Origin of the sequence: Bacillus sp. OxB-1 (assembly GCF_000829195.1) — a bacterium.
Lineage (GTDB): Bacteria > Bacillota > Bacilli > Bacillales_A > Planococcaceae > Sporosarcina.
In genome coordinates this window covers 342,163-365,438 of sequence record NZ_AP013294.1, presented here as the reverse complement: position 1 = coordinate 365,438, position 23,276 = coordinate 342,163, and the positions used below count along the sequence as shown (strand labels likewise).

Genomic DNA, 23,276 nt, shown 5'->3' with positions numbered 1-23,276 from the left:
TAGAAGTAAGATTAAAAAAAGAATAAGCCCGATATGCCTCATATATGTCTGATAATCGGTTCGGATGTTTCTACCAAGTCACCGTAAATGACTTGACTATGAAGGCGGAATCAGCTCAGTCATATGGGTTGTTTTCGCCTTATTGTAGATCATGAGACGCGTGGAAAGAAAGCCTTTCTAACGTGTCTTTTTTTGATAATCGGGTATTCTATGGGGAATATGGGAAATAAAAAGGAAGAGGTCGGTCAAATGTCAACAGCTCCTTTATTAGTGGAACAGGAAAAGATCGTAGTACTTGATTTGGGCAGCAATTATAACCAACTGATCACACGGACGATCCGTAATTTCGGTGTATATAGCGAACTTCATGCACATACGGTGACCGCGGAGGAAATCAAGAAAATGAACGCGGTTGGTATCATTTTATCCGGCGGTCCTGCGTCGGCCGAAGATCCGGAAGCATTGACAATCGATCCGGAAATCTTTTCAGCCGGGATACCTATTCTTGGTATCAATTACGGGATGCGCTTGATTGCAAAGCAAGTAGGTGTGGACACCCCATCATCACCTCAAGATTCGATCAACGCAATTGGCGGCGATGCAAACAAGACATACGGGATTGAATTTCAACCAGAAGCTGGCGGGTCTGTGAATGGCCTCGAATTTCTTCGCCAGTTCACCTTAACAATCTGCGAAGCGAAAGGCGACTGGACGATGGAAAGGTTCATCGAAATCGAAGTGGAGAAAATCCGTGCGACGGTCGGGGACAAGAAAGTACTTTGCGCGCTCAGCGGCGGTGTGGACTCCTCGGTAGTCGCTGCATTGATCCATCGGGCCATCGGAGATCAATTGACGTGCATGTTCGTGGATCATGGACTTCTTCGTAAAGGGGAAGCCGAAAGTGTTGTGGATACATTCAGCAACCAATTCCATATGAACTTCATTAAAATCGATGCCAGCGAACGTTTCCTCGACAAGTTGAAAGGCATCACCGACCCGGAAACGAAACGGAAAACGATCGGAAATGAATTCATCTACGTCTTTGATGATGAAGCGGCTAAACTGGATGGCATTGACTATCTTGCACAAGGGACGATCTATGCGGATATTATCGAAAGTGGAACGGCGACAAAAGAAGTCATCAAATCCCATCATAATGTCGGCGGACTGCCCGAAGACATGGAATTTGAATTGATCGAACCGTTGAAAGCATTGTTCAAAGATGAAGTTCGCGCAGTCGGGGCAGAACTCGGGCTCCCTTCCGATATCGTACATCGCCAACCGTTCCCGGGCCCGGGGCTTGGTGTCCGTGTGTTGGGGGAAGTTACTAAAGAAAAGCTTGATATCGTCCGCGAGGCCGACTGGATCCTCCGCGACGAAATCGCAAAAGCGGGCCTTGACCGCGAAATTTGGCAATACTTTGCTGTCCTGCCTGACATCCGCAGCGTCGGCGTTCGGAACGAAAAGCGTTCTTATGACTATGCTGTCGGAATTCGCGCAGTCCATTCCATAGATGGAATGACGGCGGATTGGGCAAGAATTCCTTGGGATATTCTTGAGAAAATCAGCACAAGAATCACAGCGGAAGTGGAACATGTAAATCGCGTCGTTTATGATATCACTGCAAAACCACCTGGCACAATCGAGTGGGAATAACTAAATAATCGCATCGTATAATTTGGGGAATATGGCCCTTAAGTCTCTACCGGACACCTTAAATGATCCGACTACGATTTTTGAATTAAAAACGAGATCTTTTTAATTTAACTGTCATTAGGGAAGCATATGATTGCACATCGTATGTTTCCTTTTTTTGTTACCGGTTATTCATTATCTAAACTAGAAAAAGGACGGTTATCATGAAGAAATATTTTGAGTTTGAAAAGCTAGGTACGAATTATCGGAGGGAAATCATAGGAGGACTAACGACATTTTTAGCAATGGCTTACGTTTTGGCAGTTAACCCTATTATGCTTTCACTAGAAACAGTACCTGACCTGCCGGATGCCATGCGCATGGATAAAGGAGCGGTCTTCGTCGCAACAGCACTCGCCGCGGCTGTCGGTTCCCTGTTCATGGGGCTGATTGCAAAATACCCGATCGGACTTGCTCCAGGTATGGGATTGAATGCCTTCTTCGCATATACAGTCGTTTTAGGCTACGGTATCCCGTGGCAGACTGCTTTGACAGGTGTTCTAGTATCGGGACTGATTTTCATTGTCCTATCATTGACAGGCTTACGCGAGCTGATCATCAACGCCATACCGGCACAATTGAAATTAGCCGTTGGTGCGGGAATCGGACTATTCATCACTTTTCTGGGACTCCAGAATGCTGATATCATTGTTGCGGAGCCGAACACGCTCGTCGCCCTTGGAGATTTAAGTGCTGGTCCAACGCTTCTAGCTATTTTCGGACTGGTAGTCACCATTATTATGATGGTTCGCAAAATCAAGGGTGCTATCTTCTATGGAATGATTATGACTACGATACTTGGTATGATTGTCAGTCTGATTGAGGTGCCGACAAAAATCGTCGACAAAGTTCCGAGTGTCGCTCCGACATTTGGTGCTGCGTTTGATGCTTTTTTCCATGACCCGGCGTCCTTGATGACGACACAATTCCTAGTCATCGTCATCACCTTCCTTTTTGTTGACTTCTTTGATACTGCCGGAACTCTTGTAGCAGTAGCGACCCAAGCAGGGTTAATGAAGGACGACAGGTTGCCGCGGGCAGGAAGAGCCTTATTGGCGGACTCGATGGCAACAGTGACAGGTGCTATTTTCGGAACATCAACGACGACCTCCTATGTTGAATCGACTGCAGGAGTGGCCGCCGGGGCGCGGACAGGCTTTTCTTCCGTAGTTATTGGTTTGCTGTTTCTTCTATCATTGTTCTTCTCACCACTGCTGTTTGTCATTACGCCAGCGGTAACGGCGCCGGCGCTCATCATTGTAGGTGTGCTAATGGTATCGGCATTAGGGAACATTGAATGGAATAAATTCGAAATAGCGGTCCCTGCATTTTTCGTCATCATCTCCATGCCGCTGACATATAGCATCGCAACCGGTATCGCAATCGGATTCATCTTCTATCCGATCACAATGCTGGTGAGCGGAAGAAGAAAAGAAATCCACCCCATCATGTATGGACTATTCGTCATTTTCATCTTGTATTTCCTTTTCATTAAATAAGAGTATGGGCTAGAAGGGCTTCTCTATCATGGGAAAGCCCTTCTTTTATAGTTGAAGTTCGAGGGATGAAAAGAACTTTTTTAAAAAACTTACACGAAAGTGTTGACTTCTTTTTGAGAACTTGTTATATTAGTTAAGCAGTCGGGACGAGACAACAAGAAACACTAGTTTCCGACAAAAAAATGAACCTTGAAAACTGAACAGCAAAACGTCAACAAATAAAGTCCGGAAGCCGACCCCGTCGGTGAAAAGGACAAAACGAATCTTCGGATTCAAAATTGACATCTTAAATGATGCCAGCAAGAAACTCGAGCTATTCAAGTTTCTCTAACTGGCGGTTGAGACGTAGTGCAGTGCTAGGAAGCAAGCGAGTGAAGGAGGGAGCGTACATCAGTACGTGACCGACTGATCGAGCGCGGCTGACAACGTAATGCGCTGCGTATCGACTAGCCAGATCTGGCGGCCGAGGTGTGGTGGAGTGCTAGGAGGCGATTGAGCGAAGGAGGGAGCGTACTACGGTACGTGACTGACTGAGCGAATGAAGCCGACAACGCAATCCGCCGCGCATCGGTCGCTAGGATTATGGAGAGTTTGATCCTGGCTCAGGACGAACGCTGGCGGCGTGCCTAATACATGCAAGTCGAGCGGACGGATGGGAGCTTGCTCCCTGAAGTTAGCGGCGGACGGGTGAGTAACACGTGGGCAACCTGCCCTGCAGATGGGGATAACTCCGGGAAACCGGGGCTAATACCGAATAATCAGTTCCTCCGCATGGAGGAATTCTGAAAGACGGTTTCGGCTGTCACTGCAGGATGGGCCCGCGGCGCATTAGCTAGTTGGTGGGGTAACGGCCTACCAAGGCGACGATGCGTAGCCGACCTGAGAGGGTGATCGGCCACACTGGGACTGAGACACGGCCCAGACTCCTACGGGAGGCAGCAGTAGGGAATCTTCCACAATGGACGGAAGTCTGATGGAGCAACGCCGCGTGAGCGAAGAAGGTTTTCGGATCGTAAAGCTCTGTTGTAAGGGAAGAACACGTACGGGAGTCACTGCCCGTACCTTGACGGTACCTTATCAGAAAGCCACGGCTAACTACGTGCCAGCAGCCGCGGTAATACGTAGGTGGCAAGCGTTGTCCGGAATTATTGGGCGTAAAGCGCGCGCAGGCGGTCCTTTAAGTCTGATGTGAAAGCCCACGGCTCAACCGTGGAGGGTCATTGGAAACTGGAGGACTTGAGTACAGAAGAGGAAAGCGGAATTCCACGTGTAGCGGTGAAATGCGTAGAGATGTGGAGGAACACCAGTGGCGAAGGCGGCTTTCTGGTCTGTAACTGACGCTGAGGCGCGAAAGCGTGGGGAGCAAACAGGATTAGATACCCTGGTAGTCCACGCCGTAAACGATGAGTGCTAAGTGTTAGGGGGTTTCCGCCCCTTAGTGCTGCAGCTAACGCATTAAGCACTCCGCCTGGGGAGTACGGTCGCAAGACTGAAACTCAAAGGAATTGACGGGGACCCGCACAAGCGGTGGAGCATGTGGTTTAATTCGAAGCAACGCGAAGAACCTTACCAGGTCTTGACATCCCGCTGCCCGGCATGGAGACATGCCTTTCCCTTCGGGGACAGCGGTGACAGGTGGTGCATGGTTGTCGTCAGCTCGTGTCGTGAGATGTTGGGTTAAGTCCCGCAACGAGCGCAACCCTTGATCTTAGTTGCCAGCATTCAGTTGGGCACTCTAAGGTGACTGCCGGTGACAAACCGGAGGAAGGTGGGGATGACGTCAAATCATCATGCCCCTTATGACCTGGGCTACACACGTGCTACAATGGACGGTACAGAGGGCTGCGAACCCGCGAGGGGGAGCCAATCCCATAAAACCGTTCCCAGTTCGGATTGCAGGCTGCAACTCGCCTGCATGAAGCCGGAATCGCTAGTAATCGTGGATCAGCATGCCACGGTGAATACGTTCCCGGGTCTTGTACACACCGCCCGTCACACCACGAGAGTTTGTAACACCCGAAGTCGGTGGGGTAACCCTTACGGGAGCCAGCCGCCGAAGGTGGGACAGATGATTGGGGTGAAGTCGTAACAAGGTAGCCGTATCGGAAGGTGCGGCTGGATCACCTCCTTTCTAAGGATATTTACGGAATATGAACCTTGGGTTCATACGTTGACGTTTTGCGTTCAGTTTTGAAGGTTCATCCTTGAGATGATTCTTCAAAACGAAGGGTTTCGAGAAGCAAGCAGTACTAGGAAGCGAATGAGAGAACACCGGAGCGTGCTTAGGCACGTGAGGATGTGAACGAGTGAAGCTGACAACGTAATGCGCCGCTTATCGGAAGCCGACTTGTTCTTTGAAAACTGGATAAAACGACATTGAAAGCAACAAACACAAGTAATCAACCGAGTCGATCACACTAGTGATTGAACATGCAATACTTTGTAACGATTCGGAAGCCATATCGCTATGGCGGAACGATCGACCATTATGGGGATTTTCGTGGGGTTCGCAGCGTCTCCCTTCACTGATCTCGACGTGGTATTACGACTTTGGGCAGGAGGACTTGCAGGCCTTTCGGCGACCGGCCTTTTTGAGTTAGTAGATAAACAGGATGGCTACACGAAAGTTGATAAGCGATGAGTTTCATAGAAAAACTTGCGCCGTTTGCAGTCAAGCACGGGATTGCGAATGGCGTTTTGCCGTCTCTTATCATAGCGCAGGGAGTCTTGGAATCAGCTTCAGGAACGTCTGAACTTGCCACCAAAGCCAACAACCTATTCGGCATCAAGGTGGGCGCCGGTTGGACCGGAGAGACGTATACCAAACGGACAGCCGAGCACAAGCCGGATGGCGCGGTCTATTACATCGATGCGGCCTTTAGAAAGTATCCGTCTTATGAAGGTTGCGTCATCGACCTTGTCCACAAATATACGCACGGCACGGGATGGGAAGAGCACAATCGATATGCGGATGTGCTTGGTGAGACGGATTATCGAAAATCAACGGCAGCCGTGAAGGCAGCCGGGTATGCGGCGGATATCAATTATCCGTCCAAGCTGAATCAAATCATCGAGCAATACGGACTGACGAAATATAACAAAGGGGTTGATCGAGTGGTTAAAATTGTACTGGATGCCGGCCATGGATTTAATACGGCTGGAAAAAGATCGCCAGACGGAGAGAGGGAGTGGTCCTTTAACAATAAAGTCCTGTTGGCCTGTGAGGCCAAGCTCCGGGAGTACAAAGGATTGGAAATCCTGCGGGTAGACGACCCTACCGGCAAAACGGATGTACCACTTAAAACGCGAACTGATCGGGCGAATAATTGGGGAGCCGATGTTTATGTCTCTATCCATCATAATGCTCTATCCGGCAAGTGGCACAGCGGTGGCGGGATCGAAACCTTTACTATGGACCACCCCCGAGCCAATCCGAAATCGGTAGAGGTCGCCAAAGCGGTCCATCCCCGAATCGTGAAAAGTATGGTCTTGCGGGATCGGGGCATCAAAAAAATGAATCTGCATGTCCTCCGAGAAACCAACATGCCAGCCATCTTGACCGAAGGCGGGTTCATGGACTCCACAATTGACATCCATTCGATGCGAAATAAAACCAACCTAGAAGCACAAGGTGAAGCAATTGCCGAGGGGTTGGCTGCCTATTTCAAGTTGGAACATAATCCGAAACAGGTTGCGACTGTGCAGACGAAAAGAGAGGAGTCAGACTTGGAATTTACCTCCGGCACGTTACGAAAGGAATTTGAAACGTTTCTTGCCAACAAAGCACAGCGCGATATCGTAGTAAATGCTGCTGTCAAAGCCGGTTATGCCAAGAAGTGGATCAAGGATCTAGAAGAGGGCAAAGCCGCGGACGGCGACATTGTCATGCTGGGGATTGGCGCGCTGATCCGTACGAATAAATGAGAGAAAAAGCACCCTACCCTGTGATCCACACTTGGCAGGGTACGCCGTTCAGGGTCAAAAAGAAGTTGTAATTTATGAAGTGTTTTATTCAAAATATCATGACCTAGCAACATCATGACAAGGAGTAATCAGTTTACGTCACATCGCCAAGGCTTTTATGGGCATTCTTGAAATGAGACTACTCCTCACTTTAAGAGGTTGCAGCTGAACAGTAAATTGAAACAAAAGGTGATGACTAATACCTGTCCGGTTGGATGGGGTGCTTTTTGGCTTTCTTTAATGTGAATAGATTGGGTATATTAGCTATAACGAAAAATATTTAAGGTCGAAAAAATTAGTCTCATCCTATTTAATTGTGCTATTATAAGACACGTGAAATATTCTATTGAGCCTAATTTAATTATGATAACGAGTGTAATGAAAGGATGAAATATATTATGAGTTACGAGCGTCCGAAAACCGTAGCTATGTCTACATTAGGTTGCAAAGTGAACCATTATGAGACGGAGGCGATCTGGCAACTTTTCAAAGAAGCGGGTTACGAACGCGTAGATTTTGATAAGAATGCGGACGTCTACGTGATTAATACATGCACTGTCACGAATACAGGTGACAAGAAAAGCCGCCAGGTGATCCGGCGCGCCATCCGAAAAAACCCGGACGGCGTCATTTGCGTAACAGGTTGTTATGCCCAGACCTCACCTGCGGAAATCATGGCCATTCCGGGAGTGGATATCGTCGTCGGCACACAGGATCGCGTGAAGCTGCTTGGCTTGATCGACGAATACCGCAACGAGCGCCAACCGATCAATGCGGTCCGCAATATTATGAAAAACCGGGTATATGAAGAGCTGGATGTCCCGGCATTTACGGATCGGACCCGTGCTTCCCTCAAGATCCAGGAAGGCTGCAATAATTTCTGTACATTTTGCATCATTCCATGGGCGCGCGGTTTAATGCGTTCACGTGATCCGCAAGAAGTCATCCGCCAAGCCCAACAGCTTGTCGACGCCGGCTATTTGGAGATTGTCCTGACGGGCATCCATACGGGAGGTTACGGTGAGGATTTGAAGGATTATAACCTCGCACGTCTTCTACGTGATCTGGAATCCGAAGTGAAAGGCTTGAAACGGCTTCGCATCAGTTCCATCGAAGCGAGCCAGTTGACGGATGAAGTCATTCAAGTGTTGAAAGAATCCAAAATCGTCGTACGCCATCTTCATATTCCAATCCAATCGGGTTCCAATACGGTGCTGAAACGGATGCGCCGGAAATACACGATGGAATTTTTCGCGGAACGGTTGGACCGTTTGCGGGAAGCCCTTCCTCAACTGGCGATCACCTCCGACGTTATTGTCGGGTTCCCGGGTGAGACGGAAGAGGAGTTCATGGACACATACAATTTCATCCGTGATCATCGGTTCTCCGAACTGCATGTCTTCCCGTACTCAAAACGGACAGGCACACCGGCAGCACGGATGGAAGACCAAGTGGATGAAGAAGTGAAGAATGAAAGAGTACACCGATTGCTTGAATTGAACGACCAGCTGGCGAAAGAATATGCCTCATCCTTCGAGAATGAAGTGCTAGAAGTCATTCCGGAAGAGCGATATAAGGAAGACCCGGAAAGTGGTTTGTATGAAGGCTATACCGATAACTACTTGAAGGTCGTCCTTCCGGCTGATGAATCCATGGTCGGTAAAATCGTTCGCGTTAAAATTAACAAAGCGGGCTACCCTTATAATGAAGGCCAATTTGTCCGCGTTGTAGACGAACAAGAAATCTTTGCCTAAGAAAAACAGCTGTTCCATCCCGATTCTGGGGGGAACAGCTTTTTTCGTTGCTTAGGAAATTATAAAATTTTGACCTGTGGATAACTGTTCGATAAAATGTTCGTATACTCGAAGGGACTGAGACGCGATGAGAGGGACTAGTGGAGTCATCAAAAGAATACTGAAAGACCATTTCGATGGGTTTTGGCAAATGCACTCTACCTTGTTTCCAGAAGCTTATCGAGAGGATATAAAAGAAACCGTCCTGAAAACAATCCGTTGTGGATCCTCGGATGTCGGATATGCGAGATATGAATGTCTGGGTTGTGAAGGGAATCCATCTCCTGTCATTGTCTGTTTCACATGCAAGAGCCGCTTTTGTAATAAGTGTGGAAAGAAATATACGGATGACTGGTCCACCAAACAGCAGGACTTAATCTTTAATGTGCCGCATCGCCACATGGTATTCACCATTCCCGAGGAACTTCGGAATATCTTTTTCCACGACCGCAAAAAATTGAATGAGTTGAGTAGACAGGTAGCCGGGGTCTTCCAATTCTATTATCGTCGTAAAAGCAGGAAGCGCAACCTACAAGCCGGGGTGATCACGGTCATCCATACGTTCGGAAGGGATCTGAAGTTCAATCCACATATACATGCCCTAGTGACGGAAGGGGCGATTGATAATCGGAATGAATGGTGTTCAAGTGATTTCATTCCCTATGAATTCTTACGGAAATCCTGGCAAAAGGTGCTACTCGATTTAATGAAGAAGTGGTTTCCCGATCACCCAAAGGCCCAGGAATTAATCAATGATTTATATAGGCGATATCCGAAAGGATTCTATGTGAACGCAGAACAGAAAATGAAGGATGCCAAAGGGGCAGCCAAATACATAGGCAGATACTTGGCGAGACCGGCCATCGCCGAATATCGCATTGTCGGATACGATGGGAAGGAAGTCGAGTTCTGGTATGAAGATCATAAAACAGGGAAACGGGTGGACGTGAAGCAGTCGGTCTATCGATTCCTGTTCAATATTTTACAGCACATCCCACCAAAACACTTCAGAATGGTGGGCCGTTTTGGGTTGTATAGCAGAAGATCGTATCAGAAGGCAAATCAAATTCTAAGCCTTTATGCCTTCATGCGGACAAAACAACTTTCCATGCTTTTGGAAAGAAGGAAAAAGAGAAAAACATATCGGGAACGGATGAGGGAGGCTTTTGATCGGGATCCGTTTATTTGCCCGTGTTGCCATCGGGAGATGGACCTGGTGGAGATTTGGCATGCTGATTATGGAATCCTGTATCATTATATGGAGGGCATGAAAATTATTAAAAGATGGGAGAAGTCGGAGGATGCCAACAGACGAAGAACTGGATGAACTGAACCGAGCATTTTTACAATCATTAGAAGAGGATGACCCGTTCGGATTGAACGAAAAAATAAGTACGATTGAATTTGAGTGTCGGGATTGTCAGGAATTAGATGACGTTCCCGATTTTGTAGTGGCGGACTTTCAGGTCGACTTAAAACAGAATGAGGAAGTCGAAATCGAATGTCCTTTTTGTGGTGGGACCATGCATAGAGCGAAAAAAAGTCCCAAGTGAATCGATTCCACTTGGGACGGGGACAGAGGCGCTTTAGCGCTTTTGTTCTTGCCTTTTTTCGGACAGCGGGCAAGCGGAGAAGATGTATTGCATCCACCTTGTCGAGGGAGAGATCTACGGCGGTCCAGGGACATCGACACTTTCGGGAGGTTATCAGCTGTCTTCAATAAATATCAGCGCTCCCGGAAAGTTATCAGCAATTGTCCCGAGATATCAGCACTCCAGAAAAGTAATCAGCGGTTGCCCAAAAATATCAGTACTTCGAAAAGATATCAGCAGTTGTCCAAATATATCAGCACTCCACAGAAGATATCAGCCCTTGCTCGATATTATGGATTGATTGCAATGAAATATGGACACCCTCTCGAATTATGAGCAGGTCGCGGCACTTCACTTGCTAACATCGCATTCCATGGGCTATCTAAGACATGAGGCGAGGATTTTCCGTCTAAGAACCAGAACCAAATCTGATTCCAAGTCCGTTTCGTTTTTTTATCAGGCTCAAGGGTATATACTCAATATTCGTATGTTTTTCAAACTCTCCCAACAAATGCTTGGAAGGAAGTATTTTGAGTTCGGAGAAAATCCCCTATAGAATGGGACTATCCATGAAGGAGGTGACCCTAATGCTAACGGTGCTGATCATTTTTGTAATTAATATTGTGTACGTAACTTTTTCGACAGTCCGTATGATCTTAACCTTAAAAGGGTATCGCTATATCGCAGCTTTGGTCAGTGTGTTTGAAGTGGTGATTTATGTCATTGGATTAGGTTTGGTTCTTGATAATCTGACGAAAATTGAAAACTTAGTTGCATATGCACTTGGTTTCGGCTGTGGTATTATTGTGGGCTCCAAAATAGAAGAGAAAATGGCGCTTGGCTATATTACGGTAAATGTCATTACAGCTGAAGCCGATTCGGAGTTGCCGAGCCGTCTCCGGAAGGAAGGGTACGGAGTGACGGATTGGTTGGCACATGGCTTGGATGGAAATCGATCCGCCATGCAAATTTTGACACCACGGAAATTTGAATTGAAGCTATATGAGACTATAAAAGACATTGAACCGAAAGCATTTATTAGTTCGAACGAGACGAAGACAATTCATGGCGGTTTCTGGGTGAAATCGATTCGGAAAGGGAAATTGTTCAGATGACAAAGAAGAAAACGGTGTGGTTTGAAGTGGAAGAACATGAAACTATCGAGGAATGCTTGGGACGCATGGCCTCCGAGGGATATATTGTTGCGGGACGGAAGGAGGAACCGATTTTCACTGAAGTGGATGGCGAGTACCTGCCTGTCCGCCAACGCATTCAATTCAAAGGAATAGTAGACGAATAAACTACAAAAAGACGAACGATACAAAAATCACTTAAAATATCGTTCGTCTTTTGCATTGACGGATGAGCTTTGTCTTGTTAAAATATGTAGAGTAATAAGATATCCCTCATATATGCAAAGGAATTGGCCTTTGTGTTTCTACCAGGACACCGTAATGTCCGGACTATGCGGGAAGAGCACTTCATCCAGGATTGAAGACGGCAAGCGGGAAGGGCATCCGAACAGGTTCTCCATCCGCTCGACGTATTTCTTCGATATCCCCGGAATTAGCTCTTCATGCATATGAGGAGGCTATTCTCCGGGGATATTTTTTGATTAACAGTAAACTAAAAATTTGCATATTGATTTGAAAAGGGGCAGATACGAAGTGGAACCGAAAATCGGTGTGATCATGGGGAGCAAAAGCGATTGGGACACGATGAAACATGCATGCGATGTCCTTGATGAATTGAATGTTCCGTACGAGAAAAAAGTGGTTTCCGCACATCGGACGCCGGATTTTATGTTCGAATATGCTGAACAGGCTCACGATAGAGGATTGCAGGTGATCATTGCGGGAGCAGGAGGGGCTGCGCATCTTCCGGGTATGGTCGCTGCCAAAACGGTTCTTCCTGTCATCGGGGTGCCGGTCCAATCCAAAGCATTGAATGGTATGGATTCCTTGCTCTCCATCGTCCAGATGCCGGGCGGCGTTCCGGTGGCCACGATGGCTATCGGCAAGGCAGGGGCTGTGAATGCAGGCCTTCTTGCTGCCCAGTTCCTCGGTGTCCATGACGGAGCATTGAGGGGACGGATTGAAACGCGTCGTGACCTAATGCGGAAAATTGCCTTAGAAAGTAGCGGTGAGTTATTGTGAAGACCATTTTACCGGGGCAGACGATCGGCATCATCGGCGGAGGCCAGCTCGGCAGGATGATGGGATTGGCGGCGAAAGAAGCAGGATTTAAAATTGCGGTTCTCGACCCGACGATGGATTCTCCTTGCGGCCAGATTGCCGATATCCAGATTGTCGCTCCCTATAATGACGAAGCGGCGCTTGAAGAATTGGGCGAGGTGAGCGATGTCATCACATATGAGTTTGAAAATATTGACTTTGAGGGGTTAAAGCGACTTTCCGAAATTGCGCATGTCCCGCAAGGCGCCGATCTCGTCCGGATTACACAAAACCGGATCACCGAGAAAGCGGAAATCCGACAAGCCGGCGCCCCGGTCGCTCCTTATATTGCAGCCCAGACGTTTGATGAATTAAAAGATGCCATCGACACAATCGGCTTTCCTTGCATCGTCAAAACGGCATTTGGCGGGTATGACGGAAAAGGGCAATTGAAATTAGATTCTCCGAAACATTTGCCAGAGGCAGAATCGCTCTTTGCCCATTCGGCCTGCATTGCGGAAGCGTTCGTTCCATTTATCAAGGAAATCTCTGTCATCATTCAGCGGAATGCTGCAGGCGAATCATATTGTTTGCCAGTAGCGGAAAACATCCACAAGCATCATATTTTGCATGAATCGATCGTACCGGCGCGCGTAGCCGCATCGGTCATCCAACGAGCTGAGGAAGCGGCACAGAAAATTGCTGATCACCTACAGTTGGTTGGTACGTTGGCAGTTGAAATGTTTGTGCTGGAAAACAATGAAATCATCATTAACGAATTGGCCCCACGGCCGCATAATTCGGGTCATTATTCCATTGAAGCGTGCAATGTTTCCCAATTCCATCAACATATCCGTGCTGTCTGTGGGTGGCCGCTCCGCAAGCCGAAATTATGGGCATCTTCCATCATGGTCAATGTCCTAGGGGAACATGTCGCCCCGCTGATCCGGGTCATCAAACAACACCCCGATTGGTCGGTCCATCTGTACGGCAAAGCGGAGGCTAAAGAGAAGCGCAAGATGGGGCATATTACGATTATGACCGATGATGTTGAGAACACGCTGCAAGAAATTGTCGCCACGGGTATCTGGGAAGATTAAACAGATCCGAACCAATTTGCGAAAAACAGACCTTCAAACAATTCTAATCTAATTCCATTTGGGAGGAACCAAACATGACGAAAGTAAATGTATACGTAACGCTCCGTGAAAGTGTAGTAGATCCACAAGGAATCGCGACTCAAGAAGCTCTTCACGCATTAGGTTTCAACGAAGTGGGCAATGTCCGCGTAGGGAAACTGATCGAACTGGAACTGGAAGGGACAAATCAGGAGATTGAAGCGCGTGTCACGGAGATGTGTGAGAAGCTTCTGGTGAATAAAGTCATTGAAAACTACCGCTTTGAAATCGGGGAGGTTGCGGGCAAATGAAGTTCGCTATTTTAGTGCTTCCAGGCTTAAGTTCCGATGTGGACATGCTTCATGCAGTCACAAAAGTGGTTGGTGAAGAAGCAGATTTAGTTTGGCATTTGGATGCCGACCAAAAACTAATGCAGTATGATGCAGTCTTAATTCCGAGCGGTGCTTCCTATGGAGATTACCTCCGCCCAGGCGCTCTTGCACAAGCTTCACCGGCTATCGAAAGCTTACAAGCGTTTGCGGCATCCGGAAAGCCGGTATTGGGTGTCGGGAACGGTTTTCAAATCCTTGCGGAAGCCGGGCTATTGCCGGGGGCGTTCCTTCAAAACAAAGGATTGAAGTTCAGAACAGGCAAAGCGAAGCTCGCCATTCAAAACAAATCTTCCCTATTCACTTCCGAATATGCGGAGAATCAAGAAATCTCCATCCCATTCGCGCATCAATACGGCAACTACTTTGTCGATGAAGAAACATTGGAGGAACTGAAACAGAACGACCGTATTGTTTTCACTTATGTGGAAGATAACAGTGACGGCAGCACGGGTGCGATTGCCGGCGTGTTGAATGAACAGGGCAATGTCTTGGGTATGATGCCGCTGCCGGAACGGGCGGTTGAAGAAATCATCGGTGGAACAGATGGATACCCTTTATTTCAATCAATCTTGAAAAATTGGAGTGAAAACAATGTCAGCCATGCATGAACCAACAGCACAACAGATCAAAGAGGAAAAGTTATATCGCCAAATGGGCATGACCGATGAGGAATTCGAACGGGCGGAAGGCATCTTGGGCCGCCTGCCGAACTATACGGAAACGGGTCTATTCTCTGCCATGTGGTCTGAACATTGTTCTTATAAAAGCTCTAAACCGGTCCTCCGAAAATTCCCGACGAAAGGCGAACGTGTCTTGCAGGGTCCGGGAGAAGGGGCTGGGATTGTCGATATCGGCGATAATCAAGCGGCTGTCTTTAAAATGGAGTCGCATAACTCGCCTTCAGCCATTGAGCCTTTCATCGGTGCGGCAACAGGAGCGGGCGGTGTTCTTCGCGACGTCTTTTCCATGGGTGCCCGTCCGGTGGCGCTCGTCAACTCTCTTCGTTTTGGCGATTTGACGGATGAACGGGACCGTTATCTATTGGAAGAAGCGGTGGCGGGAATGGCCAGCTACGGGAACATTATCGGGATCCCGACAATCGCAGGCGAAGTGCAGTTTGACAATAGCTATTCCAAACGCCCTCTCGTCAATGCGATGGCTGTCGGTTTATTGAATCACGAAGATATCCAAAAAGGAGTTGCGTCCGGAGTAGGCAATACGGTCATGTATGCGGGTGCGACGACGGGTCGTGACGGAATCCATGGGGCTACCATGTCATCAGTCGAGGTGGCAGTGGATGAAGAAGCGGAATTGCCGGTCATGCAGGCGGGAGATCCGTTTCTTGAGAAATTGGTTATGGAAGCTTGCTTGGAGCTAGTCAAATCGGATGCACTTATTGGAATCCAAGACATGGGAGCGGCCGGTTTAACGTCTTCCTCTGCGGAAATGGCTTCGAAAGCGGGCTATGGGGTCGAACTGAACCTGGATTTGGTTCCACAACGTGAAGCAGGTATGACAGCTTATGAAATGATGTTGTCCGAATCGCAAGAGCGGATGTTGATCGTCGTGAAAAAAGGCCGTGAACAAGAAGTCATCGACCTATTTGAGAAATACAATGTCAATGCAGTTGCAATCGGCCAAGTCACAGATGATAAAATGCTGCGCCTCCTCCACAATGGGGAAGTGGTGGCGGAAGTATCGGCTGACGCACTAGCTGAAGATGCACCTGTTTATCATAAAAAGTCGGAAGAACCGGCTTACTTCAAAGAGTTCCAAGCGATGGAAATGAAAGAACCGGTTGTTGATGATTTGAATGAAACATTGAAGGCGTTATTGAAACGCCCGACGATTGCCTCAAAAGAATGGCTTTATAATCAGTTTGATACGCAAGCTGGGCATAATACAGTCGTAGCACCGGGGTCATCTTCCGGTATCATTCGTGTGGAAGGGACGAATAAAGGTCTTGCAATGACAGCGGATTGTAACTCACGTTTCGTTTATTTAGATCCGGAAACAGGCGGGAAAATTGCAGTTGCGGAAGCAGCACGGAACTTGGTTTGCTCCGGTGCCGAACCGATTGCGATCACGGACTGCCTGAATTTCGGTAGTGCAGATAAGCCTGAAGTGTTTTGGCAGCTTGAAAAATCTGCGGACGGTATTTCAGAAGCATGCTTGAAATTGAATGCCCCGGTCATCAGCGGGAACGTTTCCCTATCCAACGAAGTGAACGGCGTGCCGGTCTATCCAACACCGACCATCGGGATGGTAGGGCTCGTCCATGACCTTTCCCAAGTGACAACAACTGTCTTCAAACAAGCTGGAGATGTCATTTACTTGATCGGCGAGACAGCGATGGAGTTCGGCGGAAGCGAATTACAGCAAATGCTCGAAGGGAAGATCTCCGGACAAGTACCGGCAATCGATTTGGATGTGGAAGCGAAACGTCAGCAAGAGTTGCTCGCAGCGATTCAAAACAATCTCGTTCAATCGGCGACAGACTTATCCGAAGGCGGACTTGCGGTAGCGCTTTGTGAAAAAGCATTCGGTACGGCGGGCCTCGGAGCGGAAGTCACTGTTTCGGGTTCAGCAGTTACTGCTTTATTCAGCGAAACGCAATCCCGTTTCCTTGTGACGGTGAAAGAAGAGAATGCAGCGGCATTTGAAAAAGCGGTGGCGGATGCAGTAAAAATCGGTACTGTGACAGATAACGGACAACTTGTGATTAAAGGCGATCATGACGCTACATTGATTGACGGGACGGTGGAGGAATTCCGTTCCGCTTGGAAAGGGGCAATCCAATGCTTGCTGAACTCAGAGGCATAAACGAAGAGTGCGGCGTGTTTGGCATTTGGGGAAATGAAGATGCGGCGCAGCTCACGTACTATGGTCTGCACGCGCTGCAACACCGTGGGCAGGAAGGCGCCGGTATTGCAACAAAGAATGGAAAAGGGCTCCAAGTCATTAAAGGCGAAGGCTTAGTGAATGAAGTGTTCTCCGGCGACAAGATAGAAGGGTTGAAAGGACGCAGTGCAATCGGGCAAGTCCGTTATACGACGGAGGACGGCCGCGGCATTGAGAACGTCCAACCCCTCGTATTCCGTTCTACGACAGGAAGCATGGCCATCGCTCATAATGGGAACCTTGTCAACGCTCGTGACTTGAAAGAACATCTAGAGAAGCAAGGAAGCATTTTCCAAACGACATCAGATACAGAAGTGCTCGCCCATTTGATCAAGAGAAGCAGCGGCTCATTGACACAACGGGACCGTGTGAAGAAAGCATTGGCGATTTTGAAGGGTGCTTTTGCCTTTGTCCTATTGACGGAGGAAGGTCTCATGGTGGCGCAGGATCCGAACGGGTTGCGTCCGCTATCCCTCGGGAAGCTGGGTGATGCGTGGGTCGTCGCATCCGAAACTTGTGCATTTGACATTATCGGCGCTGAACATATCCGTTCGGTCGAGCCTGGGGAATTGTTGATCATCAATGATAAAGGACTGCAATCGGAACGGTTTGCGCCGGCTGCGGATCGGGCAATCTGTTCGATGGAGTATGTCTACTTCTCCCGGCCGGATTCGGATATAGATGATATCAACATCCATATGGCGCGGAAACGGTGCGGAAAGCAGTTGGCTAGGGAAATCCACATCGATGCGGATGTCGTGACCGGTGTGCCGGATTCCAGCATTTCGGCAGCAATCGGATTTTCTGAGGAGAGCGGCATTCCCTATGAGCTCGGACTCATCAAAAACCGGTATGTCGGTCGGACGTTCATTCAACCCTCCCAGGCTTTACGGGAAAAGGGGGTCAAGATGAAGCTGTCGCCGGTCCATCAAGTGGTCAATGGCAAACGGGTTGTCATGGTTGACGACTCGATCGTGCGGGGGACGACTTCGAGGCGGATCGTCTCGTTATTGAAAGAGGCAGGCGCCACGGAAGTCCATGTCGTCATCGCATCTCCTCCGCTCGTCAGCCCTTGTTATTATGGAGTGGACATCAGCACGGACTCGGAGCTCATTGCAACAGGCCGTTCCGTAGAGGAAGTCCGGGAACTGATCGGTGCGGATTCCCTGACATTCCTTTCAATAGAAGGAATGTTGAACGCGATGGGCCGTTCCCCTCAGATGAAAAATTGCGGACAATGCTTGGCATGCTTTACGGGCGAATATCCGACAGACATCTATTCGGATACGGCAATGCCGCATGAAAAAGAAATCGTACGATAGGAGGCCTTTCCATGTCGAAGGCGTATGAAAAAGCGGGTGTAAATATTGAAGCGGGCTATGAGTCCGTTGAACGTATGAAGTCGCATGTGGCTCGGACGGCGAGAAAAGGGGTTGCAGGAACGTTCGGTGGATTTGGCGGCATGTTCGACCTTTCTGCCCTTAATTTTAAAGAGCCGGTTTTGATTTCGGGTACGGATGGTGTCGGGACGAAATTGAAGCTTGCGTTCATGGCGGACAAGCACGATACGATCGGAATCGATTGTGTGGCGATGTGCGTCAATGATATCGTGGCGCAAGGGGCCGAACCGCTGTATTTCCTGGATTATATTGCGCTCGGAAAAGCGGTGCCGGAAAAGGTCGAAGCGATCGTCAAAGGGATTGCGGACGGCTGTGTCCAGTCGGGCGCCGCATTGATCGGCGGGGAAACGGCGGAAATGCCGGGCCTCTATGATGTGGATGAATATGACTTGGCGGGATTCGCGGTCGGTGCATGCGAGAAGAGCGACATCATTACAGGAGAAAAAGTGGCGGATGGCGATGTTCTAGTCGGCATCGCTTCGAGCGGAATCCATTCCAACGGCTATTCGCTTGTCCGGAAAATCGTTTTGGAAGATGAAGGCTATGCAATCGACCAAACGATTGACGGCTATGAAAAGCTAGGCACAGTCGGCGACGCATTGCTGCAACCGACGAAAATCTATGCAAAACCGGTTTTGCAAATGCACAAGGAATTGGATGTCCATTCGATGGGCCATATTACAGGCGGAGGATTCTACGAGAATTTGCCTCGTATGTTGGCGGATGGGTTCGGAGTCGAGATTGATCTTGGGTCTTGGCCAGTTCTTCCTGTATTCAACATGCTGAAAGAAAAAGGCGAATTGACGGATAAAGACTTGTATAGCGTCTTCAATATGGGAATCGGTTTTGTCGTTGCACTGCCGGAAGCCGATGCGGCGAGAGCGATTGAAATTGCAGCGGAGCAAGGCGAACAGGCATATTTGATCGGCCGTGTCGTAAAAGGCGAAGGAGTTGTGTTCACAGGAACGCACGACGGGAGTTTGGAAGGATGACCGATAAGAAAAAAATTGCCGTTTTCGCTTCTGGAAGCGGCAGTAATTTTGCGGCAATCGAAGAAGCTTGCCGCAACGGGGAACTGAATGCGGAAATCGTCATGATGGTGACGGACAAGCCGGAAGCATATGTCGTCGAACGCGCGGAAAAAGCAGGCGTCCCGATTGCAGGATTCCGTCCGAAGGAATTTGATTCGAAACAGGCGTATGAAGAAGCGGTTTTATCTATCTTGCATGAAGCAGGGGCGGAGTGGTTGATATTGGCAGGCTATATGCGGTTGATCGGTCCGGTATTATTGGCGGCGTATCCGAACCGGATTGTCAATATCCATCCATCCTTGCTTCCTGCATTCCCCGGCAAGGATGCAATCGGCCAAGCCATCGAAAAGGGCGTCAAAGTGACAGGCGTCACCGTCCATCTGGTGGATGAAGGGATGGATACGGGACCGATCTTAGCACAGCGCGCGGTCGATGTAATTGATAGCGATGCGGTCAAGACGGCGGAAGCGATCCATGCGGTGGAGCATGAGTTGTATAAAGAAACTTTGCAGCAGTTGTTTAACTAGGACGGCTGCAAGCAACTGTCCTCTGGGTGCAATGAAGCAACCGGTGAGTGCAAGCAAGCGGGAATTGAGTGCAAGCAACCCAGGGTGAAGCGCAAGGAACTGGATGTGCAAGCAACTAATTGTTGAGTGCAAAGAACCAGCAGGTGAGTGCAAGTAAACGACAATCGAGCACAAGCAAACTAGGTTGGAGTGCAAGGACCTGGATGTCTGCAAGCAACTGTCCTCTGGATGCAATGAAGCAACCGGTGAGTGCAAGCAACCGACCATCGAGTGCAAGCAATCACCGGGCGAGTGCAAGCAAATTGTAAAGATGAAAAATTGATCTGTCCATTACCAAAAAACGGAGGGTTTATTCGTGAAAAAACGTGCATTGCTGAGTGTGTCGGATAAAAGCGGCATATTGGAATTCGCCCAGGCGCTGGAAGGGCTGGGTTATGAGCTTTTATCGACAGGCGGAACAATGAAGCATTTGAAAGACAACGGTGTCGCGGTGACAGCGGTTGACGAGGTGACCGGTTTTCCGGAAATCATGGAAGGCCGCGTGAAAACACTTAACCCGATGATCCATGGCGGGCTGCTGGCAAAACAGGACGATCCATCACACCAAGCGCAAATGGAAGAACACGGCATCCGTCCGATCGATATCGTCTGTGTCAATCTGTATCCATTCAAAGAAACCATTTCCAAACCGGATGTATCTGTCGAAGATGCGATTGAAAATATCGATATCGGCGGTCCGGCCATGCTTCGTGCATCTGCGAAGAACCATGCCTATGTGACCGTTATTGTCGACGCTGTAGATTACGATCAAGTCTTGTCCGAATTAAAAGCGGAAGGCCACACGACACCGGAAACACGCCGCCGTCTTGCAGCGAAAGTGTTCCGTCATACCGCAGCGTACGATGCACTCATTTCGGGCTATTTAACAGAGCTGGCGGGCGAAGAATTCCCGGAACAAGTGACGTATACATACGAGCTGAAGCAACCCCTTCGATATGGAGAAAACCCACATCAAAAAGCGGCATTTTATAGCCGTCCGCTCGGCTCGGATTTCTCCATCGCCTATGCGGAGCAATTGCACGGCAAAGAGCTTTCGTACAACAATATCCAGGATGCCAATGCGGCAATCCAGATCGTTAAGGAATTCGATGCGCCTGCAGCGGTTGCGGTGAAACATATGAATCCTTGCGGCGTCGGAACGGGAGTAACGATTTCTGAGGCATTCAATAAAGCATATGAAGCGGATCCGGTTTCCATTTTCGGCGGAATTGTCGCACTCAACCGTGAAGTCGATGCGGCGACGGCTGAGCAATTGTCGGGGATTTTCCTGGAAATCGTCATCGCTCCTTCCTTCACGCCGGAAGCGATTGAATTGCTGACAGCGAAAAAGAACATCCGCCTATTGACGATTTCATTCGAACAAAGCAAGAAAGATCAGTGGAACACAGTATCTGTAGAAGGCGGTCTGTTGATGCAAGAGCCGGACTCGTACGGATTCTCAGATGCGGAAATTCGCGTCGCAACCGACCGTGAGCCGACGGACGAAGAATGGGAAGCATTGCGCCTTGGCTGGGCAGTTGTGAAGCACGTGAAATCCAATGCGATCGTCGTCTCGGATTCCCGGATGACGCTGGGCGTCGGAGCGGGTCAAATGAACCGTGTCGGAGCAGCGAATATCGCATTGACGCAAGCAGGGGAGCGTGCCAAAGGGGCGGCGCTTGCATCTGACGCATTCTTCCCTATGAACGATACCGTTGAAGCAGCGGCACAAGCCGGCATTACGGCAATCATTCAGCCGGGTGGTTCGGTGAAAGATGAAGATTCGATCAAGAAAGCGAACGAATACGGCATCGCCATGGTCTTCACAGGCGTCCGTCATTTCAAACATTAAGGGGGAAATCCAGTGAAAGTACTCGTTATTGGCAGTGGCGGCCGGGAGCATGCGATTGCCCGTCAGTTCAATCAATCACCTTCCGTGAAGAGCGTATTTGTCGCTCCGGGCAATGACGGCATGAAAGCCGATGCGGAAGTCGTCGCAATCCAGGCGACGGATTTTGAAGCACTTGCGGCATTCGCCAAGGAAAACGGCATCGATTTGACCTTTGTCGGTCCGGAGCAACCGTTGGCGGAAGGAATTGTGGACTATTTTGCAGAGCAAGGCCTGACAGCTTTCGGACCGACGAAAGCAGCGGCTTTGATCGAAGGCAGCAAGTCATTCGCAAAAGAATTGATGGTCAAATATAATATTCCGACCGCGGCATATGGCACCTTCACCGATGCGGAAGAGGCAAAGGCGTTCATCCGCGAGCAGGGCGCGCCGATTGTCGTAAAAGCGGACGGCCTGGCAGCAGGCAAAGGCGTAATCGTTGCGACTACATTGGATGAGGCGCTTGAAGCAGTGGATGATATGATTGGCAATCAAAAATTCGGCGAGTCCTCCTCCAAAGTGGTCATCGAAGAATTTTTGGACGGCGAGGAATTCTCGTATATGTCTTTTGTCCACGACGGGCAGATCTATCCGATGGTCATCGCCCAAGATCATAAGCGTGCCTATGACGGAGACAAAGGTCCGAATACGGGCGGAATGGGTGCGTATTCTCCGGTTCCGCAAATCTCGGAAAGCGTCGTGCAAGAGGCATATGACAAGGTCGTCGTACCGACAGTGGAAGCGATGGCGGCGGAAGGAACCCCGTTTACGGGAATCTTATATGCCGGTTTGATCCTGACAAAGGAAGGGCCGAAAGTGATCGAGTTCAACGCACGTTTTGGCGATCCGGAAACACAAATCGTCCTCCCGCGAATGGCGTCCGATTTCGGTGAATTCATGTCCGCTCTGATGGCGGGACAACCGTATAACCTGAAATGGCATGACGAGTCGATGCTCGGTGTCGTCGTCGCAGCGGACGGGTATCCGGGGGATGTCGTAAAAGGCAATCCATTGCCGAATCTGGATGAATTGAGATCCCACGGGCTGGAAGTATTCCACGCCGGAACAAAATTGGAAGGCGATCGCTATGTCGGCAATGGCGGACGTGTGTTGTTAATTGCCGCGCAGGCGGATTCGTTGAAGGAAGCGCAAGAAAAGGTGTATGAAGGACTATCCCAGTTGAAATGGGACGGGTTTTTCTACCGAAATGACATCGGCTGGCGGACGTTCGAATAAAAGTTCAGAGTAACAGTCGATATGTGCT

The 23,276-nt window shown here is 49.0% G+C and carries 18 protein-coding genes, 1 rRNA gene, 1 pseudogene and 3 riboswitches; all 20 genes and pseudogenes read left to right on the top strand.

Annotated features, from left to right (window positions below; translation table 11 throughout):
- The first annotated feature begins 18 nt into the window (after window positions 1-18).
- A riboswitch (purine riboswitch) is annotated at window positions 19-120 on the top strand.
- 129 nt (window positions 121-249) lie between these two features.
- Window positions 250-1,656 carry a glutamine-hydrolyzing GMP synthase gene (guaA, locus tag OXB_RS01975; protein ID WP_041071472.1) on the top strand — a complete coding sequence of 469 codons (1,407 nt, stop codon included), beginning with the start codon at window positions 250-252 and terminating at the stop codon, window positions 1,654-1,656.
- Window positions 1,650-1,750: riboswitch (purine riboswitch) on the top strand. It overlaps the preceding gene by 7 nt.
- A 109-nt stretch (window positions 1,751-1,859) precedes the next feature.
- The gene (locus OXB_RS01970) at window positions 1,860-3,194 is read left to right on the top strand and encodes an NCS2 family permease (RefSeq protein WP_041071470.1); all 1,335 of its coding nucleotides are present in this window, start codon (window positions 1,860-1,862) and stop codon (window positions 3,192-3,194) included.
- A gap of 579 nt (window positions 3,195-3,773) precedes the next feature.
- Window positions 3,774-5,325 (top strand): 16S ribosomal RNA (locus OXB_RS01965).
- 348 nt (window positions 5,326-5,673) lie between these two features.
- Window positions 5,674-5,835, top strand: a pseudogene (locus tag OXB_RS19150) (holin); the annotation flags it as partial.
- On the top strand, window positions 5,832-7,118 hold the full coding sequence (locus OXB_RS17850) for an N-acetylmuramoyl-L-alanine amidase (RefSeq protein WP_052483828.1): 1,287 nt from the start codon (window positions 5,832-5,834) through the stop codon (window positions 7,116-7,118). The pseudogene OXB_RS19150 and the gene OXB_RS17850, both read left to right, overlap by 4 nt.
- Window positions 7,119-7,555: 437 nt before the next feature.
- On the top strand, window positions 7,556-8,911 hold the full coding sequence (mtaB, locus tag OXB_RS01945; RefSeq protein ID WP_041071467.1) for a tRNA (N(6)-L-threonylcarbamoyladenosine(37)-C(2))-methylthiotransferase MtaB: 1,356 nt from the start codon (window positions 7,556-7,558) through the stop codon (window positions 8,909-8,911).
- 127 nt (window positions 8,912-9,038) lie between these two features.
- Complete coding sequence (locus OXB_RS01940; RefSeq protein ID WP_084212364.1) at window positions 9,039-10,277, top strand: IS91 family transposase; 1,239 nt, start codon at window positions 9,039-9,041, stop codon at window positions 10,275-10,277.
- Window positions 10,252-10,503: a hypothetical protein gene (locus tag OXB_RS01935; RefSeq protein WP_052483826.1), complete on the top strand. Its 252-nt coding sequence runs from the start codon at window positions 10,252-10,254 to the stop codon at window positions 10,501-10,503. Before OXB_RS01940 ends, OXB_RS01935 begins: the two co-directional genes overlap by 26 nt.
- A gap of 626 nt (window positions 10,504-11,129) precedes the next feature.
- Window positions 11,130-11,657, top strand: coding sequence for a DUF2179 domain-containing protein (locus tag OXB_RS01925; RefSeq protein ID WP_231860344.1), 528 nt, complete (start codon window positions 11,130-11,132; stop codon window positions 11,655-11,657).
- Window positions 11,654-11,842 carry an NETI motif-containing protein gene (locus OXB_RS01920; RefSeq protein ID WP_041071455.1) on the top strand — a complete coding sequence of 63 codons (189 nt, stop codon included), beginning with the start codon at window positions 11,654-11,656 and terminating at the stop codon, window positions 11,840-11,842. Before OXB_RS01925 ends, OXB_RS01920 begins: the two co-directional genes overlap by 4 nt.
- Before the next feature lie 86 nt (window positions 11,843-11,928).
- A riboswitch (purine riboswitch) is annotated at window positions 11,929-12,028 on the top strand.
- Between the two features lie 181 nt (window positions 12,029-12,209).
- Window positions 12,210-12,698 (top strand): 5-(carboxyamino)imidazole ribonucleotide mutase, encoded by a 489-nt coding sequence (purE, locus tag OXB_RS01915; RefSeq protein WP_041071452.1) that lies wholly within the window; start codon window positions 12,210-12,212, stop codon window positions 12,696-12,698.
- The gene (gene purK, locus OXB_RS01910) at window positions 12,692-13,816 is read left to right on the top strand and encodes a 5-(carboxyamino)imidazole ribonucleotide synthase (protein WP_041071449.1); all 1,125 of its coding nucleotides are present in this window, start codon (window positions 12,692-12,694) and stop codon (window positions 13,814-13,816) included. The genes purE and purK overlap by 7 nt, the downstream gene beginning before the upstream one ends.
- A gap of 74 nt (window positions 13,817-13,890) precedes the next feature.
- Complete coding sequence (gene purS / locus OXB_RS01905; RefSeq protein ID WP_041071446.1) at window positions 13,891-14,145, top strand: phosphoribosylformylglycinamidine synthase subunit PurS; 255 nt, start codon at window positions 13,891-13,893, stop codon at window positions 14,143-14,145.
- On the top strand, window positions 14,142-14,834 hold the full coding sequence (purQ, locus tag OXB_RS01900) for a phosphoribosylformylglycinamidine synthase subunit PurQ (protein ID WP_041071442.1): 693 nt from the start codon (window positions 14,142-14,144) through the stop codon (window positions 14,832-14,834). Before purS ends, purQ begins: the two co-directional genes overlap by 4 nt.
- On the top strand, window positions 14,818-17,049 hold the full coding sequence (gene purL / locus OXB_RS01895; protein ID WP_041071439.1) for a phosphoribosylformylglycinamidine synthase subunit PurL: 2,232 nt from the start codon (window positions 14,818-14,820) through the stop codon (window positions 17,047-17,049). The genes purQ and purL overlap by 17 nt, the downstream gene beginning before the upstream one ends.
- Entirely contained in the window at window positions 17,025-18,449 is a 1,425-nt protein-coding gene (purF, locus tag OXB_RS01890) for an amidophosphoribosyltransferase (RefSeq protein ID WP_041071436.1), read from the top strand. Before purL ends, purF begins: the two co-directional genes overlap by 25 nt.
- Window positions 18,450-18,460: 11 nt before the next feature.
- A complete protein-coding gene (gene purM, locus OXB_RS01885; protein WP_041071433.1) occupies window positions 18,461-19,519 on the top strand; it encodes a phosphoribosylformylglycinamidine cyclo-ligase in 1,059 nt (352 codons plus the stop codon).
- Window positions 19,516-20,085 carry a phosphoribosylglycinamide formyltransferase gene (gene purN, locus OXB_RS01880; protein ID WP_041071430.1) on the top strand — a complete coding sequence of 190 codons (570 nt, stop codon included), beginning with the start codon at window positions 19,516-19,518 and terminating at the stop codon, window positions 20,083-20,085. Before purM ends, purN begins: the two co-directional genes overlap by 4 nt.
- 355 nt (window positions 20,086-20,440) lie before the next feature.
- Window positions 20,441-21,976, top strand: coding sequence for a bifunctional phosphoribosylaminoimidazolecarboxamide formyltransferase/IMP cyclohydrolase (gene purH / locus OXB_RS01875; RefSeq protein ID WP_041071427.1), 1,536 nt, complete (start codon window positions 20,441-20,443; stop codon window positions 21,974-21,976).
- Between the two features lie 12 nt (window positions 21,977-21,988).
- Window positions 21,989-23,248 carry a phosphoribosylamine--glycine ligase gene (gene purD / locus OXB_RS01870; protein WP_041071424.1) on the top strand — a complete coding sequence of 420 codons (1,260 nt, stop codon included), beginning with the start codon at window positions 21,989-21,991 and terminating at the stop codon, window positions 23,246-23,248.
- Window positions 23,249-23,276: the final 28 nt, after the last annotated feature.